Origin of the sequence: Mycobacterium sp. (assembly GCF_019247635.1) — a bacterium.
In the GTDB taxonomy this organism is placed as follows: domain Bacteria; phylum Actinomycetota; class Actinomycetes; order Mycobacteriales; family Mycobacteriaceae; genus Mycobacterium.
This window is the reverse complement of the sequence record NZ_JAFBAR010000086.1, coordinates 1-18,119: the sequence shown is the minus strand read 5'-3', so window position 1 is coordinate 18,119 and position 18,119 is coordinate 1. Positions and strand designations below refer to the sequence as shown.

15 protein-coding genes and 1 pseudogene are annotated in these 18,119 nt (G+C 67.3%); 9 read left to right on the top strand and 7 right to left on the bottom strand.

Annotation, left to right across the window (positions count from 1 at the left end; all coding sequences use genetic code 11):
* Positions 1–49: 49 nt before the first annotated feature.
* Positions 50–880 (bottom strand): SDR family oxidoreductase, encoded by an 831-nt coding sequence (locus JO236_RS13520; protein ID WP_293330771.1) that lies wholly within the window; start codon positions 878–880, stop codon positions 50–52.
* Between the two features lie 108 nt (positions 881–988).
* Between JO236_RS13520 and JO236_RS13515 the strand changes: the two genes are divergently transcribed.
* Positions 989–1,678, top strand: coding sequence for an alpha/beta hydrolase family protein (locus JO236_RS13515; protein ID WP_293330769.1), 690 nt, complete (start codon positions 989–991; stop codon positions 1,676–1,678).
* A gap of 44 nt (positions 1,679–1,722) precedes the next feature.
* Complete coding sequence (cobN, locus tag JO236_RS13510) at positions 1,723–5,310, top strand: cobaltochelatase subunit CobN (protein WP_293330767.1); 3,588 nt, start codon at positions 1,723–1,725, stop codon at positions 5,308–5,310.
* A gap of 105 nt (positions 5,311–5,415) precedes the next feature.
* On the opposite strand, the gene JO236_RS13505 is transcribed toward cobN, so the two are convergent.
* Genes JO236_RS13505 through JO236_RS13490 form a run of 4 tightly spaced genes read right to left on the bottom strand, consistent with a single transcriptional unit; the run spans position 5,416 to position 9,203 of the window.
* Complete coding sequence (locus JO236_RS13505) at positions 5,416–6,219, bottom strand: SDR family NAD(P)-dependent oxidoreductase (RefSeq protein ID WP_293330765.1); 804 nt, start codon at positions 6,217–6,219, stop codon at positions 5,416–5,418.
* 14 nt (positions 6,220–6,233) lie between these two features.
* On the bottom strand, positions 6,234–6,872 hold the full coding sequence (locus JO236_RS13500; RefSeq protein ID WP_293330763.1) for a TetR/AcrR family transcriptional regulator: 639 nt from the start codon (positions 6,870–6,872) through the stop codon (positions 6,234–6,236).
* Positions 6,859–8,004, bottom strand: a complete 1,146-nt coding sequence (locus JO236_RS13495) for a sulfotransferase family protein (RefSeq protein WP_293330761.1) — start codon at positions 8,002–8,004, stop codon at positions 6,859–6,861. The genes JO236_RS13500 and JO236_RS13495 overlap by 14 nt, the downstream gene beginning before the upstream one ends.
* The gene (locus JO236_RS13490; protein ID WP_293330777.1) at positions 8,001–9,203 is read right to left on the bottom strand and encodes a hypothetical protein; all 1,203 of its coding nucleotides are present in this window, start codon (positions 9,201–9,203) and stop codon (positions 8,001–8,003) included. The genes JO236_RS13495 and JO236_RS13490 overlap by 4 nt, the downstream gene beginning before the upstream one ends.
* 206 nt (positions 9,204–9,409) lie before the next feature.
* On the opposite strand from JO236_RS13490, the gene JO236_RS13485 reads away from it, so the two are divergent.
* Positions 9,410–9,799, top strand: coding sequence for a PPOX class F420-dependent oxidoreductase (locus tag JO236_RS13485; protein ID WP_293330759.1), 390 nt, complete (start codon positions 9,410–9,412; stop codon positions 9,797–9,799).
* Between the two features lie 9 nt (positions 9,800–9,808).
* Positions 9,809–10,672 (top strand): type 1 glutamine amidotransferase domain-containing protein, encoded by an 864-nt coding sequence (locus JO236_RS13480; protein WP_293330757.1) that lies wholly within the window; start codon positions 9,809–9,811, stop codon positions 10,670–10,672.
* Here the strand turns inward: JO236_RS13480 and JO236_RS13475 are convergent.
* Positions 10,669–11,385: a dienelactone hydrolase family protein gene (locus tag JO236_RS13475; protein ID WP_293330755.1), complete on the bottom strand. Its 717-nt coding sequence runs from the start codon at positions 11,383–11,385 to the stop codon at positions 10,669–10,671. The genes JO236_RS13480 and JO236_RS13475 overlap by 4 nt on opposite strands.
* A 61-nt stretch (positions 11,386–11,446) precedes the next feature.
* Between JO236_RS13475 and JO236_RS13470 the strand changes: the two genes are divergently transcribed.
* From JO236_RS13470 to lnt, 3 genes and pseudogenes are all read left to right on the top strand, one after another.
* Positions 11,447–11,977 (top strand): FxsA family protein, encoded by a 531-nt coding sequence (locus JO236_RS13470; protein ID WP_293330774.1) that lies wholly within the window; start codon positions 11,447–11,449, stop codon positions 11,975–11,977.
* A 111-nt stretch (positions 11,978–12,088) separates the two neighbouring features.
* The gene (locus tag JO236_RS13465) at positions 12,089–13,627 is read left to right on the top strand and encodes an amidohydrolase (RefSeq protein WP_416362236.1); all 1,539 of its coding nucleotides are present in this window, start codon (positions 12,089–12,091) and stop codon (positions 13,625–13,627) included.
* Positions 13,620–16,243 (top strand): annotated as a pseudogene (lnt, locus tag JO236_RS13460) (apolipoprotein N-acyltransferase). The gene JO236_RS13465 and the pseudogene lnt overlap by 8 nt, the downstream one beginning before the upstream one ends.
* 9 nt (positions 16,244–16,252) lie before the next feature.
* On the opposite strand, the gene rbpA reads toward lnt, so the two are convergent.
* Positions 16,253–16,588, bottom strand: coding sequence for an RNA polymerase-binding protein RbpA (gene rbpA / locus JO236_RS13455; RefSeq protein ID WP_036359704.1), 336 nt, complete (start codon positions 16,586–16,588; stop codon positions 16,253–16,255).
* A gap of 180 nt (positions 16,589–16,768) precedes the next feature.
* On the opposite strand from rbpA, the gene JO236_RS13450 reads away from it, so the two are divergent.
* Together JO236_RS13450 and JO236_RS13445 are read left to right on the top strand one after the other, a co-directional pair.
* A complete protein-coding gene (locus JO236_RS13450; protein WP_293330743.1) occupies positions 16,769–17,119 on the top strand; it encodes a hypothetical protein in 351 nt (116 codons plus the stop codon).
* A 317-nt stretch (positions 17,120–17,436) separates the two neighbouring features.
* Positions 17,437–18,119: polyketide synthase (locus JO236_RS13445; protein ID WP_293330741.1), on the top strand; the 683-nt coding region annotated here is incomplete at its 3' end.

Sequence of the window (18,119 nt, the reverse complement as noted above, 5' to 3'; positions counted from 1 at the left end):
CCCTCGTCGGCTGAAACCAGGGGAGCCACGAGCGCTGAGCCCGCAGCGGTCAGCTCGTCCCGGTGCGCCGCGCGTAGGCCGCGCGCTGGCCGGGTTGCACGTCGTGGGTGAAAACCCGCCCGGTGCCCAGGACGCGTCCCACGGCCTCGGCGGCGCGCAGCGGCATGAGCCGCTGAATTGACACCGTGATGCCCAGCGAACGGGGAACGACCACCCGCGGTTGCGGTTTGGCGATCACGTCGGCCACCGTTTGGGCGACGTCTGCCGGCTCGGCATTCTTGAAACCCTTCGCGTGACCGACGCCGGCGATCATTTCGGTATTGGTCAGGGTGGGCAGGATCGCCGAGAAGTGGACGCCGCGTCCACGGTTTTCCATGCGCACCGTATCGGTGTAGCCCAGCACGGCATGCTTTGTGGCGCAATAGGTCGCGATGCCTTCGGTCGGCAGCAGGCTACCCAGGGACGCGATGTTGATGATGTGACCGTGACCGCGGGGTAGCATCCGCTGCGCGGCCAGCTTGGTGCCCAGGATTACGCCGAAGATGTTGACCTCGAGCAGCCGGCGGGTCACGGCATCGGCCTCGTCGACCGCACTGCCCACCGCGATGACGCCCGCGTTGTTCACCAGCACGTCCAGTGGTCCCAGCCGATTTTCGACGACGTCGAGAAACTCGGTGAAGGACTGGCGGTCCGTCACGTCCAATCTTTCGGACAGGCCCAGACCCAGCCGGTCGCCCGCGGCCCGTACGGCCGGTTCGTCGATATCACCGATCGCCACGTCGGCGCCCAATCCGTGCAGAGCCGTGGCGATCGCAAGGCCGATACCGCGGGCGCCGCCGGTAATCGCAACCACTTTGTTGGCAAGAGCCACAGTATTCATCCCTTCACGCTCCCTCGGCCCTCCACGAGAACACATGGTGTCCTCGGCCTACAAGGCGATTGCGCAACCCCGGGATTGGATCCCTGCCAGAAGGGAACACTCGTGGCCGTGAGAACGGTGGAGTACGCGCCAGGCCGTTTGGCCGATGTGTTCGGCGATTCGACGCAACCCACGATCCTGCTGTGGCACGGCATGCAGACCGATGCACGCGCCGCCGTGCGGCCCCTCGCCCGTTTGCTGTTCGGCCACGGTGCCGCGGTGGTGGCGCCGGATTGGAATTCTCATGCCCGCGACGGCGGCCGTGCGGATCTGCTGCGATCCCTTGACCTCGTCGGGGACCTTGCAAAAGGCACTGCAAACGGCGTTGACGCAGGCATCGTGCTCGTCGGTTGGTCTTTGGGCGGTGCGGCTGCAGCCGGTCTAACTCTCGATGCCGCGCGCTTCGATGTCTCCCTCATTCACACGGTCTGCCTGGCCGGCGCCTTCATGGCCCCCGACCCGATCACCGGTCGCCAGCTGACCGACGGACTGTCTGCCGACCGCGTCGGTTCGCCTTTCACACTGCTGCATGGCCTGGCCGACGACGCCGTGCCGGTGAGCGCCAGCAGGGCATTCGCCGCCAGCCTCGATCAGGCTGGCTGGCCCGTGGAGTTGGTGGAGCTGGCGGCCGATCACGGGTCGATCGCCGGGGCCGACTACAACCCGGCCGCGGATCGCTACGAGCCGGGGACGGGCGGAGAGACACTACGTGTTGCCGGCGAGGTCGCGGCGCGGATCGCAGCGACACTCGGTCTTTGAGTCCCAGCGGGAACCCACGGCCCGGTCTGCGGTACGAATGGTGGGTGGCTGAGCCGACCATCCTGCTGTTGTCGACGTCCGACACCGACCTGATCAGCGCCCGGTCCAGCGGCAAGAACTATCGATGGGCGAACCCGTCGCGGCTGTTGGACCCCTTGACGGATGCAGAACTGCCCGGCCTGCTGGCCGACGCCTCGATCGTGGTGGTCCGGATCCTCGGCGGCTACCGCGCCTGGCAGGACGGTATCGACGCGGTTCTGGCCAGCGGCATTCCGACCGTGCTGGTCAGCGGCGAGCAGGCCGCCGATGCCGAGCTGACCGGCCTGTCCACTGTTGCGGCCGGCATCGCGGTGCAGACCCACGTCTACCTGGCCCACGGCGGCGTCGAGAACCTGCGCCGGCTGCACGCCTTCCTGTCCGACACGGTGCTGATGACTGGTTTCGGGTTCGGGCCGCCGGTGGTGACCCCCACCTGGGGCGTACTGGAGCGTCCCGATGATGACGGCCCGGAAGGCCCCACGATCGCGGTGCTCTACTACCGCGCGCAGCACCTGGCCGGCAACACCGGCTACGTCGACGCGCTGTGCCGCGCGATCGAGGAGGCCGGCGGCCGCCCGCTACCGCTCTACTGCGCGTCGCTGCGCACCGCCGAAGCCGAACTTTTGGGCAGGCTCGGTGAGGCCGACGCCATGGTGGTCACCGTGCTGGCCGCCGGGGGACTGAAGCCCGCGGAGGCGGCCGCCGGCGGTTCCGATGATAGCTGGAACGTCGAACACCTTGCGGCCCTGGACATCCCGATCCTGCAGGGCTTATGTCTGACCAGTCCCCGGAACCAGTGGCGCGACAACGACGACGGACTCAGCCCGCTCGACGTCGCCAGCCAGGTCGCGGTCCCCGAATTCGACGGCCGCATTATCACAGTGCCGTTCTCGTTCAAGGAGATTGACGACGACGGCCTGATTTCCTATGTCGCCGACCCGGAACGCTGCGCGCGGGTCGCGGGGCTGGCGGTCCGGCACGCGCAGCTGCGGCACGTTGCTCCGGCCGACAAGCGGGTGGCTTTGGTGTTTTCCGCGTATCCGACCAAACACGCGCGCATCGGCAATGCGGTCGGACTGGACACGCCGGCCAGCGCGGTCGCTCTGCTGCGGGCGATGCGTGAGCGTGGGTACCGGATCGGCGACCTGCCGGGAGTGGACGCCGACGACGGTGATGCCCTGATCCACGCTCTGATCGAACGGGGCGGGCAGGACCCCGACTGGCTCACCGAGGACCAGCTGACCGGCAACCCTATCCGGGTGTCCGCCAAGGACTACCGGGACTGGTTCGCAACGCTGCCCCACGAACTCACCGACGCGGTGTCGACGCATTGGGGCCCGCCGCCAGGGGAGCTATTCGTGGACCGCACCAAGGACCCGGATGGCGAAATCGTCATCGCCGCAATCCAATCCGGCAACCTCGTGCTGATAGTCCAGCCACCGCGCGGCTTTGGCGAGAACCCCGTCGCCATCTACCACGACCCCGATCTGCCACCCAGCCATCACTACCTGGCCGCCTACCGCTGGCTGGATGCCGGATTCGGGTCCCACGCCGTCGTACATCTGGGTAAGCACGGCAATCTGGAGTGGCTGCCGGGAAAGACACTAGGCATGTCGGCGGGCTGCGGACCCGATGCCGCGCTGGGCAACCTGCCGCTGATTTACCCGTTTCTGGTCAACGACCCCGGGGAGGGCACTCAGGCCAAGCGGCGGGCGCACGCGGTGCTCGTCGACCACCTGATCCCGCCGATGGCACGTGCCGAAACGTACGGCGACATAGCCCGTTTGGAGCAGCTACTCGACGAGCATGCCAGTGTCGCCGCCCTGGATCCGGGCAAGCTACCCGCCATCCGCCAGCAGATCTGGACGCTGATCCGCGCCGCCAAGATGGACCACGACCTGGGATTGACGGAGCGACCGCAAGAGGACTCGTTCGACGACATGCTGCTGCACGTCGACGGCTGGTTGTGCGAGATCAAGGATGTGCAGATCCGCGACGGCCTGCACATTCTGGGGCAAAAGCCAACAGGGGAGACCGAACTCGACCTCGTGCTGGCGATTCTGAGGGCCCGCCAGCTGTTCGCCGGAGAACAGGCGCTGCCCGGCCTGCGCCAGGCCCTCGGCCTCGCGGAGGACGGCACCGACGAGCGGTCGGCGGTCGATCAGGCGGAGGAGACGGCCCGGGAGTTGGTCGGGGCGTTGCAGGCCAGCGGCTGGGATCCGGATGCCGCCGACCGGATCACCGACAACGCCGAGGTCGCCGCGGTGCTGCGGTTCGCGGCCACCGAAGTCGTGCCGCGGCTGGCCGGCACGTCATCCGAAATCGACCAGGTGCTACGGGCTTTGGACGGTCGGTTCATCCCGGCCGGCCCCTCGGGATCGCCCTTGCGCGGGCTGATCAACGTGCTGCCCACCGGGCGCAACTTTTACTCCGTTGATCCCAAGGCGATACCGTCCCGACTGGCGTGGGAAGCCGGTGTGGCACTGGCGGATTCACTGCTGGCCCGCTACCGCGGCGATCATGGGCAGTGGCCGCGGTCGGTCGGCTTGTCGGTGTGGGGCACGTCGGCGATGCGCACCGCCGGCGACGACATCGCCGAAGTGCTTGCGCTGCTGGGTGTCCGCCCGGTCTGGGACGACGCGTCGCGGCGCGTCGTCGACCTGACACCGGTTCCATTGGCCGAACTGGGCCACCCGCGCATCGACGTGACCGTGCGGATCTCGGGCTTCTTCCGCGACGCCTTTCCGCATGTGGTGACGATGCTCGACGATGCCGTGCGCTTGGTAGCCGGTCTCGACGAGCCCGCCGACGAGAACTACGTGCGGGCCCACGCCCAGGCCGACTTGGCACAGCACGGTGACGTCAGGCGAGCCACGACAAGGATTTTCGGATCGAAGCCGGGCACCTATGGCGCCGGGTTGCTGCAACTGATCGACAGCCGTAACTGGCGCGACGACGCCGACCTGGCCGCCGTGTACACCGCGTGGGGCGGATTCGCCTACGGCCGCAACCTGGACGGTCGCGAGGCGATCGACGACATGAACCGCCAGTACTGCCGTATTGCGGTGGCCGCCAAGAACACCGACACTCGCGAGCACGACATCGCCGACTCCGACGACTACTTCCAGTACCACGGCGGCATGGTGGCCACCGTGCGGGCGTTGACCGGCCAGGCGCCGGCCGCCTACATCGGCGACAACACCAGACCGGATGCCATCCGCACCCGCACGCTGTCCGAGGAGACCACCCGGGTGTTTCGCGCCCGCGTCGTCAATCCCCGCTGGATGGCCGCGATGCGCCGACACGGCTACAAGGGCGCGTTCGAGATGGCCGCCACCGTGGACTACCTGTTTGGCTACGACGCCACCGCCGGCGTCATGGCCGATTGGATGTACGAGCAGCTCACCGAGCGTTACGTGTTGGATCCGGAGAACCGCAAGTTCATGGCCGAATCCAACCCGTGGGCATTGCACGGCATGGCCGAGCGGTTGCTGGAGGCCGCCGGCCGCGGCCTGTGGTCCGAGCCGCAGCAGGATACGTTAGACGGCCTGCGCCAGGCGCTGCTCGAAACCGAGGGCGACCTGGAGGGCTAGTTTTCCTGCCGAGCAGACGCAAAAGCACCCCAAAATCGCCGATTTTGGGTGCTTTTGCGTCTGCTCGCGGGGGCCAACTCGCGGGGCCAACTTGCGGGCCAAAGCTCACACGAAATCCGAGCCGCCGTCCGCGTTCACCGTCGCGCCGGTGACGTAGCCGTTGCGTCGCGACGCCAGATACGCGGTGATCGAAGCGACCTCCTCGGGGAGACCGGCGCGGCCGAGGTCGCAGGGCTGGTGAAAGTTATTGTCAATCCAGGTCATAACATCGACCGGGTTGGTGGCGTCCAGGCCGTCGGCGGCGAGGATGTCTTTGAGGTTCTCGGTGAAGCTGGCCGTCACGATGGTTCCCGGGCACACGCAGTTGACCAGAATGCCGTCCGCGGCAAGGCTTTTGGACAAATTCTTGGTGACGCTGGTCAGCGCCGCCTTGGCCGCCGTATAGGCGACGATGCGCGGGTTCTGCCGTTGAATGGAGTGCGCAGAGAATGTGACGATGCGCGCCCAGTCCGCGGCCCGCAGCAACGGCAACGCGGCGCGGATCGAGCGCACGGCCGACATCGTGCCCAGCGCGAACGCGGCGTCCCATTCGGTGTCATCCATCTGCTCGAAGTAGCCGTCGCCCGGCCCAATGGTGTGGACCAGGCTGTTGAGTTGTCCCCAGCGCTCTGAGACTGCGGCAAAACCAGCGGCGATCGAATCGGCGTCCGTCATATCCACACTGATCCCGACCGCGTCGGGCGCGCCGGCGGCGCGCAGCGATGCGACAGCGGCATCGAGCGCTGCCTGACCCCTGGCCATCACGGCCACGCTAGCTCCTTCGGCCGCAAGGGTTTCGGCGACGGCCAGCCCCATCCCCTTGCTGCCGCCGGTGACCACGGCCGTCGATCCAGCGAAACCCAGATCCATCAGTAGCTCCTTCGTTAGAGTTGCACGCCCAACCCGCGCAGACAGAAACGCACAATACGTTGGTGGAGGTCGTCGCGGTCGCAGCCGCCCGTCGTCCATTGCCGATCGATACCCGCCCAGACGACGCCATGGACGAACTGGGCAGCGGTGACCGTATCGATGTCACGAAACACCCCGCTTTCCAGACCGCGCTGCAGCGCTTCGCTCAGTGGCTTGAGCATCTCCGCGTAGGCGGGCTGGACCAGACCGGGTGAGGCGAACGTCTGCGACTGAGCCTCCAGCGACAACCGCCGCAGATCAGACCCGATGGTGTCGTCGAATGCCAAGTCGAGCCGCCCATCGATCCATAAGGAGACCGCTTCACTCTCCGTTGTGGCAGCGGCCATTCGGCGCCGGAGCCGTTGCTTCTCTGCGCGCGCGGTCTCTAAAAACACCGCGGCGACCAGTTCGTCCTTGGAACCGAAATGCCGGTAGAACGCGCGGGTGCTCAATCCCGCCCGTTCCAGGACCGCGGCGATGCTCAGTCCGCGAACTCCATGCTCTCGCAAGGCGGCTGACGCAGAGGCCAGGATCTCGCGGCGCAGCGCAGGGTCCGGACCAAGCTTGTCGCGTCGCCGCGTGCGCGGAACACTCGCGCCGTTAGGCGGTGGCATCGTAAGCGGCCAGATAATCCGCGAAACGCTCGCGAACGCCGTCTGGCGTCAGGCCGTAGTCGGCCAGGTCGTAGTCGTGGGACCCGCGCGAGCCCGGTTTGTGCTCGTTTGCCCACTGCTGGACGGAATGCATCGCGTCGTCGGTAAAGCACAAACCCAGTCGCTCGTAACTGGCCCGCAGGGTCCCCACCGGATCGGATTGCAGATCGCCGAACGACACGTCAGCGAATCTGTCGTCGCCGAATCGCGCACGGAAATCCATTGCGCGCCGGACCCCTTCGACCCAACTGTCGAGCTGTTCGGCGCCAAGTTCGGTGGCGTCGTTGCGGTCGCTGCTCCAACTGCGCACGTACTGGATCAGGCTGCACACCGAGCCCATCACCTTGGCCGGATCACGATGACTCCACAGGAATTTCGCGTTCGGATATGCCTCGACCAGCGAGTCCATAGCGAACATGTGCACCGGAGTCTTCAAGTGCCACAGCACCGGGGGGCAATGCCATTGCAACAGCTTGAGCACGCGGCGGTGAAACGTGTACGTCCCGCCCATGTCGCAGCCCATCAGCCAGGTCAGATAGCCGGGTGCGCGGACAGCGCCGTCGAAGTGGAAAGTGCGAAAGCTCATCCCCATCAGGTCCTGGCATTCGGTGGGTGCCGTCGCCTCGGAGTTGTACAGCGCCCTGAACAACGGGAACATGTCGACGAGCATCTTCAGGCCGGCTTCGGCCTGCGCGATGCGTGGATCGGTGTGCTGGGTCGCCGCCTCGGGCGGTGGCGTGGGTGCCTGGGACTCCCACATCCGCAGGGACCGGAATTGGGGGTCGGCGGCCACCAGTTGGCTCAGCGCCGTGGTGCCGGTGCGGGGCAGTCCGATCACGAAGACGGGACCTTCGACCACTTGGTCCTCGATCTCGGGATGCTGCCGATAGGCGTCCTCCACATTGAGGCGCTGGATCAGGGCGTTGCTGATGGTTGCGTGCTGGATGACGTGACCGATGTCATTGAGGTCCGCCTCGGTGTTGAGCGCCTCGACTATGCGCTCGAGGCCCTCGCGGTAGTAGGGCGAGCCGAAATCCTGCAGACCGGTTGCGGCGCGGGCGCCGTCCTCCAACTCGTCGGCGTCAAACGTCACTTCCCGAACCTTTCCCGCACGGCGCGCCGGCGCGCCGCCAGAACCGCACCCCGCTCCTCGGGGGTGACTCGTGTTGTGTCCGAAGGTAATTCGGCGTCAATCTCGTCGAACGGTACGAGTCTCGTCGACGGTGTCGGTGCGGTTTGGGTGCGCACGCAGCGCAAGATGATGGGTCCGTTGCTGTGCCCGGCCGTGTCGAGCCAATTGGCGACTCCGGGGTCCTCGGCACACAAAACGAACCGCACCAGGCCGTCGGAATCCACCGCGGCCTGGTGGGCGTTCAGGCTGGATTGGTGGCGCCCGTAATGAATGGTCTCCCACCATGGGTTGCCGATGGAGAAACTCCAATAGATGCCTTCGGGTGGCTCCACTTCGACGATGAGGGCTTCGCGAGGGCCAAGCTCCCAGCGACCAATAACCGGCCTGTTCTCCGCCGCGGCCCCGATGTCGGTGCGGTCGATCGGCGGCAGGAAGCCGTTAGCTGGCGCCGCGGCCCCGAATTGCAGGAAGAATGCCAGGTTGTCCCCGACGAAGTCGCCGAGGGCGATCAACTGCCGCGACACCGCCGCGCCCGAATCCACCTCACGTCCGCTGGGCCGCACCGCGTCGCCGAGTCGCTCGATCCGCAGCGAGGAGGCCTGTTCGGTCTCCCAGTCATAGAAGAAGTGCCGCACCGTGAACGTAGGGTTGTCACCCTCGATCCGCATCCAGTTCCCCGCGCGCTCGTCGGGGCACAGCAGCACCTCGAAGTTCCCGTCGGCGTCCACCTCGAGTTCGTCGACCAGTTCGTTGGCCGTCGAGACGATCCCGTTCATCGTCTGCAGTCCGACATAGCGGGCGGTGCCGCGATTGCCGAACACCCGGTAGCTTTCCCCGCCGCGCAGCACGGCGCGCGTGTAAATGCAGTCCGGGCACTCCATTCCCCAGGTGACGGCGTCGTCGGTGCTGGTCGGCTGGACGGTCAGGATCGGATCCGGATCAAACCGCAGCACCTCGTCGATGCCCGCGGCGAGCAGCACAAGCAGGTGTCGCACGCCGGCGGCGAGATCGGTTCCATTTCGGGCCGCCGGGTCGGCTTCGACCACCTCTGCGGCCGCGCGCAGCCGCTCCAACAGATACGACCACGCGGGCAGCAGGTCGAGGTCGTCACCCTCGTCGGATAACGCCGCCTCGGAGATCGAGAACGGCAACCACGCCATCGGCTTGCTCACGGTACCTCGCTCCACTGCGTGGCTTAAATGAAAAGCATGTTTTCAGTTAAGACTCGCGAGTGTCAATGCCGGAGTTCGCCGAGCAGTCACCCAAGCGGGAGGCGCTCCAGTGGATCGCACTCCGACGGCCTGTCGCGTGCTATTCCGTCTGCAGCTCGAGAAGGGCTAGGGACTAGGCGGGGTAGTTTGGCACCGTGCCCCCTACCTTCGCCGACCTCGCCAAGGCGCAGTACATCCTGCTCACCACCTTCACCAAAGACGGCCGGCCCAAGCCGGTGCCCATCTGGGCGGCCGCCGACGGCGACCGATTGCTGGTCATTACCGAGGGAAAGTCGTGGAAGGTCAAGCGGATTCGCAACAACCCCCGGGTCACGCTGGCCGTCTGCGACCTACGCGGTCGGCCGAAAAGCGACGCCGTCGACGGCACTGCGACGATCCTCGACAGCTCGCAGACCCGTGCCGTCTACGACGCGATCGGTAACCGGTACGGCATCCTGGGCAAGGTCTTCAACTTCGTGAGCAAGCTGCGCGGCGGCATGGAAAATAATGTGGGCCTGGAACTCAAAGTGGCCCAAGGGGAATAGCAGAAGACAATGAAAACCGTCCTGATCCCGATTCCCGACCGCGACTTCGACCCCACCGAGGTCGCGGTGAGTTGGCGGGTCTTGACCGACGGCGGACACCGGGTGGTATTTGCCACCGAAAGCGGCAATCCCGGAGTTGCCGACGACATCATGGTGACCGGTCGCGGTTTGGACTTCTGGTCGCCGCTCCCGGTGCTGGGTGCGATTACGGTGGTCGGACGCGCGCTGCGGGCCAATAAGGACGGCCGCGAAGCGTATGACGACATGCGGCAGTCGGCCGAGTACCGCAACCCGCAAAGCTGGGCTCAGGCGAGTCTCGACGGCATCGACGCGTTGCTGCTGCCGGGTGGTCACCGCGCCCGCGGCATGCGCAGTTACATCGACAGCGACACGCTCCAACGCCTGGTCGTGCAGGCGTTCAATCGTGGCCTGCTCGTGGCCGCCATCTGTCACGGCGTGCTGCTCGCCGCCCGCAGCATCGACCCCAGCACCGGCCACTGCGTGCTTTACGGCCGCAAGACCACGGCTTTGACCTGGGAATTCGAGCGGCGCGCCTGGCGTATCACCCGGTTCAGCCGATTCTGGGATCGCAACTACTACCGCACCTATACCGAGGAGCCCGGCCAGGACGAGGGCTACATGTCGGTACAGGCGGAAGTCACTCGCGCGCTTAAAGATCCGACGGATTTCTGTGACGTCCGACCCCGGTCGCGGCGCTGGCGGCTCAAAACGTCCGGACTGGTCAGGGACACCGCCACCGACTCGCGGCCGGCGTTCGTCGTCGACGACGGTAACTACGTGTCGGCACGTTGGCCGGGGGACACGCACACCTTTGCCGGCCTTCTGTCGCAGAAGCTGAAGTCGGTGGGTTAGCGTCCGGGTGCGGGCGCGTCTGCTCCCAGGTGCTCACCGAAAAACGCGAAGACACGGCCCCACGCCTCCTCGGCCGCCGCCTCGTTGTAGCCGAACCCGGCAACGCGAAGCAGTGGCTGGCCGGGAAGTTGGTTAGCGAAGCTGTGCCCGGCGCCGCGGTATTCCGTGATGTCGGCGGTGATCTGCTTCGCCTCGGTCACCTCGCGTAACCGCTTGGGCGCGCCGATTCCCAGCGGGTCGCGCCTGCCGAAGCTCGCCACGATCGGGCAGGCTCCGTCCAGCGTCGCGCTGAGGTTGCGCGGCAGGGGCGTGCCGTAGAATGGCGCAGAGGCGCCAAAACCTTTGGGCGACATAATAAGTGCGAAGCCGCCGCCCATGCAGAAGCCGGCGATGCCGACCCGCCCGGAGCATTCGGGCAGGGCCAGCAAGTGATCGCGGGCGGCCAAGATGTCAGCTAGGGCGCGCCCCCGCTTGGTCAGCAGCTCACGCATCACCCGCGCGATACAGCGAGCTCGACCGCCCCGAGCGAACAAGTTCGGTGTGAGCGCGACGTAGCCGGCGCTGGCGATGCGCTGGGATACCCGCTCGTTGTCGGGGACATAGCCGATCGCGTCATGGATGACCACCACGCCCGGCCACGGACCGTCCCCGCTGGGAACGCTGAGCAAGGCATCGATCGGGCCGGCAGGAGTCTCGATGTTAATCGTCGTCATATCGTCATCTAACTGCAGCCGACGGGGGAACTCGGGCTTGCCCCGCGATCGTTGGCGTCACATGGTGGCCCGGTGGTTTCTCATCTACGCCGTCGTCGAGCTCGCGGTGTTCGCGGCTCTGGCGGCGACAATCGGTTTCGGCTGGACCCTGTTCGTGCTGGTGGCCACCTTCGCCCTCGGGATCGGCGTGTGGGCCCCACTGGCCGGATGGCAGCTTCGGACCCATCTGGTCCAGCTGCGCTCTGGCCTGCTGGACCCGGGCCGTGCGCTGGGCGACAGCGCATTGGTGACGCTGGCCAGCGGCCTGGTCTTGGTTCCGGGGTTGGTCACAACCGTCCTGGGCTTGTTGCTGCTGCTGCCACCCGTCCGGGCGGCAGCTCGGCCCGCACTGACCGCCGTTGCGATGCGTCGTTTGGGCGGCTCGATACCACTGATCACCGATGTGCGGGCACCGGGTGACGGTCGGAACTACATCGACGGCGAGGTCTTGGATGTCTGGGATGTCGATGAAGTCGAGCCGCCCGCCCTGCCGGATTACCCGAACGGCGGCCGGTCGCGCAGCAGGCCGGCGTCGTCGTCGGGTTGGGCCTAGTTGTTCTGGGCGCACCGGCGAAGCACGTAGTTTTGCGGTGTGACGCGCAACCCCGCGAAGCTGCTGGTGAACGGCCGGGTGCACAGCCCTGCCCACCCCGACGCGACCGCCATGGCGGTGCGCGACGGTGTCGTGGCGTGGCTGGGCAGCGACGACGTCGGCCGCGGCCAGTTCCCCGACGCCGAGGTCGAGGATCTCGACGGCGCCTTCGTGGCGCCCGGGTTTGTGGACAGCCACATCCATCTGAGTGCGACGGGTCTGACGCTCAGCGGGCTGGACCTCCGGACGGCCGAGTCGCGCGCACAGTGCATTCAGATGATCGCCGACTATGCGACCGACCACTCGGGGCGATCGGTGTGGGGTCACGGCTGGGACGAATCGGCCTGGCCCGAGGACACCCCGCCATCCACCGCCGATCTGGACGCGGTCCTCGGTGAACAGGCCGCCTACCTGGCCCGCGTCGACGTGCACTCGGCGCTGGCTTCCACCGGGCTGCGGCGGCTGGTGCCGGAGCTGCCGGCGGCGACCGGCTTTCAAGCCCAGCAACCACTGGCCGGCGAGGCGCACCACCTGGTCCGGGCCAAAGCCCGTGACCTGTTGACCGCCGCTCAGCTAGCCGAGGCTCGCGCCGCGGCGCTACAGGCCCTGGCCGCGGCCGGCATCGTCGCCGTGCATGAATGTGCCGGCCCCGAAATCGCTGGACTCGACGACTGGCTGCTGCTGCGCGCGCTGAAACCCGGCGTCGAGGTGATCGGCTACTGGGGCGAGGCCGTGACCACCGCGGAGCAGGCTCGGGTGCTGATGGCCGAAACAGGCGCCCGCGGGCTGGCCGGCGATCTGTTCGTCGATGGTGCGCTCGGGTCGCGCACCGCCTGGCTGCACGAGCCCTACGCCGACGCCCCCGACCGCACCGGCACCTGCTACCTCGAGCCCAAGGCCGTCGAGGCGCATCTGCGGGCGTGCACCGAGGCGGAAGTGACGGCCGGTTTCCATGTCATCGGGGACGCCGCCGTCACGGCCGTGGTCGCCGCTTTGGAACGGGTCGTGGACCAGCTCGGGGTGGCGGCCGTGGCTCGATGCGGGCACCGTCTGGAGCACCTGGAAATGATCACCGCCGACCAGGCCGCAAAGCTGGGCGCGTGGGGCGTCATCGCCAGCGTGCAGCCCAATTTCGATGCGCTCTGGGGCGGTGATGCCGGCATGTACGCCCGCCGGCTCGGCGTTGAACGCGCCAGCGAACTCAACCCGTTTGCGCTGTTAGCATCCCAAGGCGTGCCCCTCGCGCTCGGTTCCGACGCTCCGGTCACGGCTCTGGATCCGTGGGCGAGCGTGCGTGCGGCTGTCAATCACCGCACCCCGGGCAGCGCGTTGTCGGCACGGGCGGCGTTCGCGGCCGCCACGCGCGGCGGCTGGCGCGCCGCCGGCGTCTGCGACGGCAACATCGGCACCCTGGTCCCCGGGGCGCCCGCTTCCTACGCGGTATGGGACACCGGCCCCCTCGAGGTCAGTGCACCGCGTGACGCGGTCCAGCGCTGGTCGACCGATCCGCGTTCGCGGGTTCCGGCTTTGCCGCGGCTGGGACCGGCCGAAGGGCAAGCCTTGCCGCGTTGCCGGCAAACGGTGCACCGGGGCGCTGTCATCTATGGCTGAGACGGCCAGCGGCCGGCTGTCCGCCGCCTGGGCTGCGCTGGCGCCGCGGCTGACTCGGCTGGTGCTCAGCGTGCTGGGTGGTCTGTTGCTGTACGCCAGCTTCCCGACCGTGAACTGGTGGTGGTCCGCGTTCGTCGGTTTCGCGCTGCTGGCCTTTGTGCTTACCCACACCGCTACGACTCCGGCGGGGGGGCTGGGCTACGGATTCCTGTTCGGGTTGGCGTTCTATGTGCCCTTGCTGCCGTGGGTCGGCCTGCTGGTGGGCGCCATGCCCTGGTTGGTGCTGGCGACCACGTGTGCGGTGTTTCCCGCTCTTTTTGGCCTGTTCGGCGTCGTGGTGCGCAGGCTGCCGGGGTGGCCGATCTGGTTTGCGCTGGTCTGGGCGGCCCAGGAGTGGTTGAAGTCAATCTTTCCGTTCGGCGGTTTTCCGTGGGGGTTGGTGGCGTTCGGGCAAACCGAAGGCCCGCTGCTGCCGCTGGTCCAGCTGGGCGGCGTTGCGCTGCTGTCAACGGGCGTCGTGCTGGTGGGATGCAGCGTGACCGCGCTCGCGCTGGAGATCGTCAAGTGGTGGCGGACAGGCAAATCGAAAGCCGAGGACGCCGCGCCACCGGCGGTGGTGTTGCCGGGTATCTGCATCTGCCTGGTGTTGTTCGCCGCGGTCCTGGTCTGGCCGCAGGTGCGGCACGCGGGGGTGGGATCCGGCGGTGAACCCAGCGTCACCGTCGCGGCGGTGCAGGGCAACGTGCCCCGCCTCGGGTTCGACTTCAACGCGCAACGCCGCGCGGTACTGGACAACCACGTCCGGCAAACGTTGCGGCTGGCCGAAGACGTGCGCGCGGGATCCGCCCCACAACCCCAGTTCGTGATCTGGCCGGAGGACTCGTCGGACATCGACCCGCTGGCCAACCCCGACGCCGGGCAGCTGATCTCGGAGGCAGCCGCGGCGATCGGCGCGCCGATCCTGATCGGCACCGTGCTGGACGTCCCCGGCCAGGCGCAGGACAACCCCGAATACACCAATACGGCGATCGTGTGGAACCCGGTTACCGGACCGGCCGATCGGCATGACAAAGAAATCGTCCAGCCATTCGGCGAGTACTTGCCGATGCCGTGGCTGTTCCGCCATCTGTCTGGGTTCGCCGACCGCGCCGGCCACATGGTGCCGCGCCGCGGCAGCGGCGTGGTGCACATCGCCGGAGTCCCGGTCGGGGTGGCCACCTGCTGGGAGGTCATCTTCGACCGCGAGCCCCGCGACGCGGTCCGCAACGGCGCCCAGATGCTGGCCGTGCCGAGCAACAACGCCACGTTCAATCAGACGATGAGCGAGCAACAGCTGGCCTTCGCGAAGGTGCGGGCGGTCGAGCATGACCGTTACGTCCTGGTCGCCGGCACCACCGGGATCAGCGCGGTGATTGCGCCCGACGGGGCCGAGCTGGCCCGCACCGGCTTCTTCCAGCCCGACTACCTGGACAGCCAGCTGCGCCTCAAGACGAGGTTGACGCCGGCAACGCGTTGGGGTCCGCTCCTGCAGTGGATTCTCGTCGGTGCGGCCGGAGGGGCCATTTTGGCCGGAATACGGCACAATGGTGGGTCGCGAGGGTGGTTCCCACGTCCGAAGCGTCTCAGGTCCAGGTCCCCGGACGACTCTGACGACTCGGGTGCGCCACCGGGCGGATCCGCGGGCTTTGACGACCTTGAGGACTCCGAGGAGAAGGCCCCGCCTGACCAGGGTGACCTCGAGAACGTGCATCAGGCCGGCGACGAGGGCGGCATTGAGACGACGCACGACCCCGCGTCCGAGCAGGGCGACCGACCCTCATCCGGTTCCGGGTACGACAAAGGAGCTACATGACCACCGGCCAGCCTGCCCCCCAGGTTCTGGTGATTATCCCGACGTTCAACGAACGGGAGAACCTGCCGCTGATCCACCGACGGCTCAGGGACGCCCGTCCCGAGGTGCACCTGCTCGTCGTCGACGACAACAGCCCCGACGGCACCGGCAAGCTCGCCGACGAAATCGCGGAGGCCGACGGTGGTCGCACCCACGTGCTGCACCGCACCGTGAAGAACGGCCTGGGCGCGGCGTACCTGGAAGGTTTCGCCTGGGGTCTGAGCCGCGAATACTCGGTGCTCGTCGAGATGGACGCGGACGGCAGTCACGCGCCCGAGCAGCTCAGCCGCCTGCTGGACGCCGTCGAGGCCGGTGCCGACCTGGCCGTCGGGTCGCGCTACGTCGACGGCGGGACGGTGCGCAACTGGCCCTGGCGGCGGTTCGCCCTGTCCAAAACGGCCAACACCTATTCGCGGCTGGCGCTCGGCATCGATGTCCACGACGTCACCGCGGGTTATCGCGCCTACCGCCGCGAGGCCCTCGAGACGATCGATCTCGACACCGTGGACTCCAAGGGCTATTGCTTCCAGATCGAGATGACCTGGCGGACGGTCAACAGCGGCTTTCTGGTGGTCGAAGTGCCGATCACCTTCACCGAACGCGAAATCGGGGTGTCAAAAATGAGCGGCTCCAACATCCGTGAGGCGCTGTTCAAGGTGACGCGCTGGGGCATGGAGGGCCGCCGCGGTGGCGCCCGTGCGACGCGTGCTCACGACCGGGGCTAGTTCGGGACTTCAGCCGCGCCGGCGCGACCTGATCAGGTCGAGACGTTCCTTGAGCAGCTCTTCGAGTTCTTCGACCGAGCGACGCTCCAGCAGCATGTCCCAATGCGTGCGGGGCGGCTTCACCTTCTTCGGCTCGGGCAGGTCACCCTCGATCAGGGTGCCTTCCATGCCGTTGCGGCACAGCCAGGTGCCGGGGATCTCGGCGTCGTCGGCGAACGGGACTTCGAATTCCTCGCCGTTCTCGGTGCGGTACCGCGCAATCTGACGTGGCGCCAGGTCATGGTTGCGGTCCGTCTCGTAGCTGACGGCTCCGAGGCGACTGCCTCTGAGGACGCGATCAGCCATAACTGCTTCTCCTTTTGGTCTTGTAGACCCGTCGGCTCTGGTCGATTCTCTTTGTTTGGCAAACGCTGCGACGCCCTGCGTAGTTCCCTGGGCTGGCAGCCGCGGCGCGCGGCGCGACCTTCAATAATACGCGGTGTCGCGACCTCGAAAGGACACCGCCGCGGACTAAAGTCGGCAGGCGTGACCCGCCGTTCCCGTCCGCAGCCGTGCCGTTGGTGTGGCCGAGACGTGGCTGAGAGCGGCATGGGCCGGCGGCGCCAGTACTGCCGGCAATCGTGCCGGCAGCGTGCCTACGAGCAACGGGCCCTGCTGACCCGCGGTGAGGTGATGGCCTTGCCCGCCGACGCGATCGTGCTGTCGGCCGACGATGCCGCCGACCTGTCGGACCGCGTCTACCAGGTGCGATGTGCGGCCGAGGACATCGCGACGGCGCTCGGCGAAGGGGCCGGGGCAACCGAATTGCGCGATCTCTGCGAGGTGCTGATCCGCGCGGCCAGGGCAGCCGACGGTTGGCGCAGGGTAGGGGTCTGACCGCGCGTCGGCGGCCCATTGCACTGCATTAACCCCGCGACGGTTTGCCGAGTACAGTCGCGCCATGGACGGCGGGGCGCGAGTACAGCCAGGAACCGGGGCGTCTCAGCGCACTCGTTCGGCAGCTAACAGCCGTTCCTACGGTGGAAGCTGGGAGTTGCGGTCGTTTTGAAATCGCGTCGGAGTTGGCGATACTCACCAGCGACATTCTTGGGGCGGAGCCCAGCACGACGCGGGTCGAATACGTAATGGACGAGAGCTGCGTTCGGCGGTCAGAGACGGCCAAATTTGGGGCGAGGGTTTAGGCGAGGTTAGGGATGGTTGATCAACTCCAGCATGCGACCGAGGCGCTGCGCAAAGCGCTGGTCCAGGTGGAACGCCTGAAGCGCACCAACCGTGCGTTGCTGGAGCGCTCGAGCGAGCCGATCGCGATTGTGGGTATGTCGTGTCGCTTCCCCGGTGGGATCGATTCCCCCGAGAGCCTGTGGCAGATGGTGGCCGACGGTCGCGACGTGATCTCGGGCTTTCCGACCGATCGCGGGTGGGACCTGGACGGGCTGTTCGACCCGGATCCCGACGCACGGCACAAGTGCTACGCGCGCACCGGTGGCTTCGTGGACGGTGTGGCGGATTTCGATCCGGCCTTTTTCGGCATTGCGCCCAGCGAGGCGTTGGCGATGGACCCCCAACATCGGATGCTGCTGGAGCTGTCGTGGGAGGCGTTGGAGCGCGGCGGAATTGATCCCGCCGGGCTGCGTGGCAGCGCGACCGGCGTGTTCGCCGGACTCATCGTCCAGGGTTACGGCATGTTGGCCGAGGAGATCGAGGGCTACCGGCTGACCGGCATGACCTCCAGCGTGGCGTCGGGTCGGGTGTCGTATGTGTTGGGCCTGGAGGGTCCGGCGGTGTCGGTGGATACGGCGTGTTCGTCGTCGTTGGTGGCGTTGCATATGGCGGTGCAGTCGCTGCGCTCGGGTGAGTGTGATCTGGCCCTGGCCGG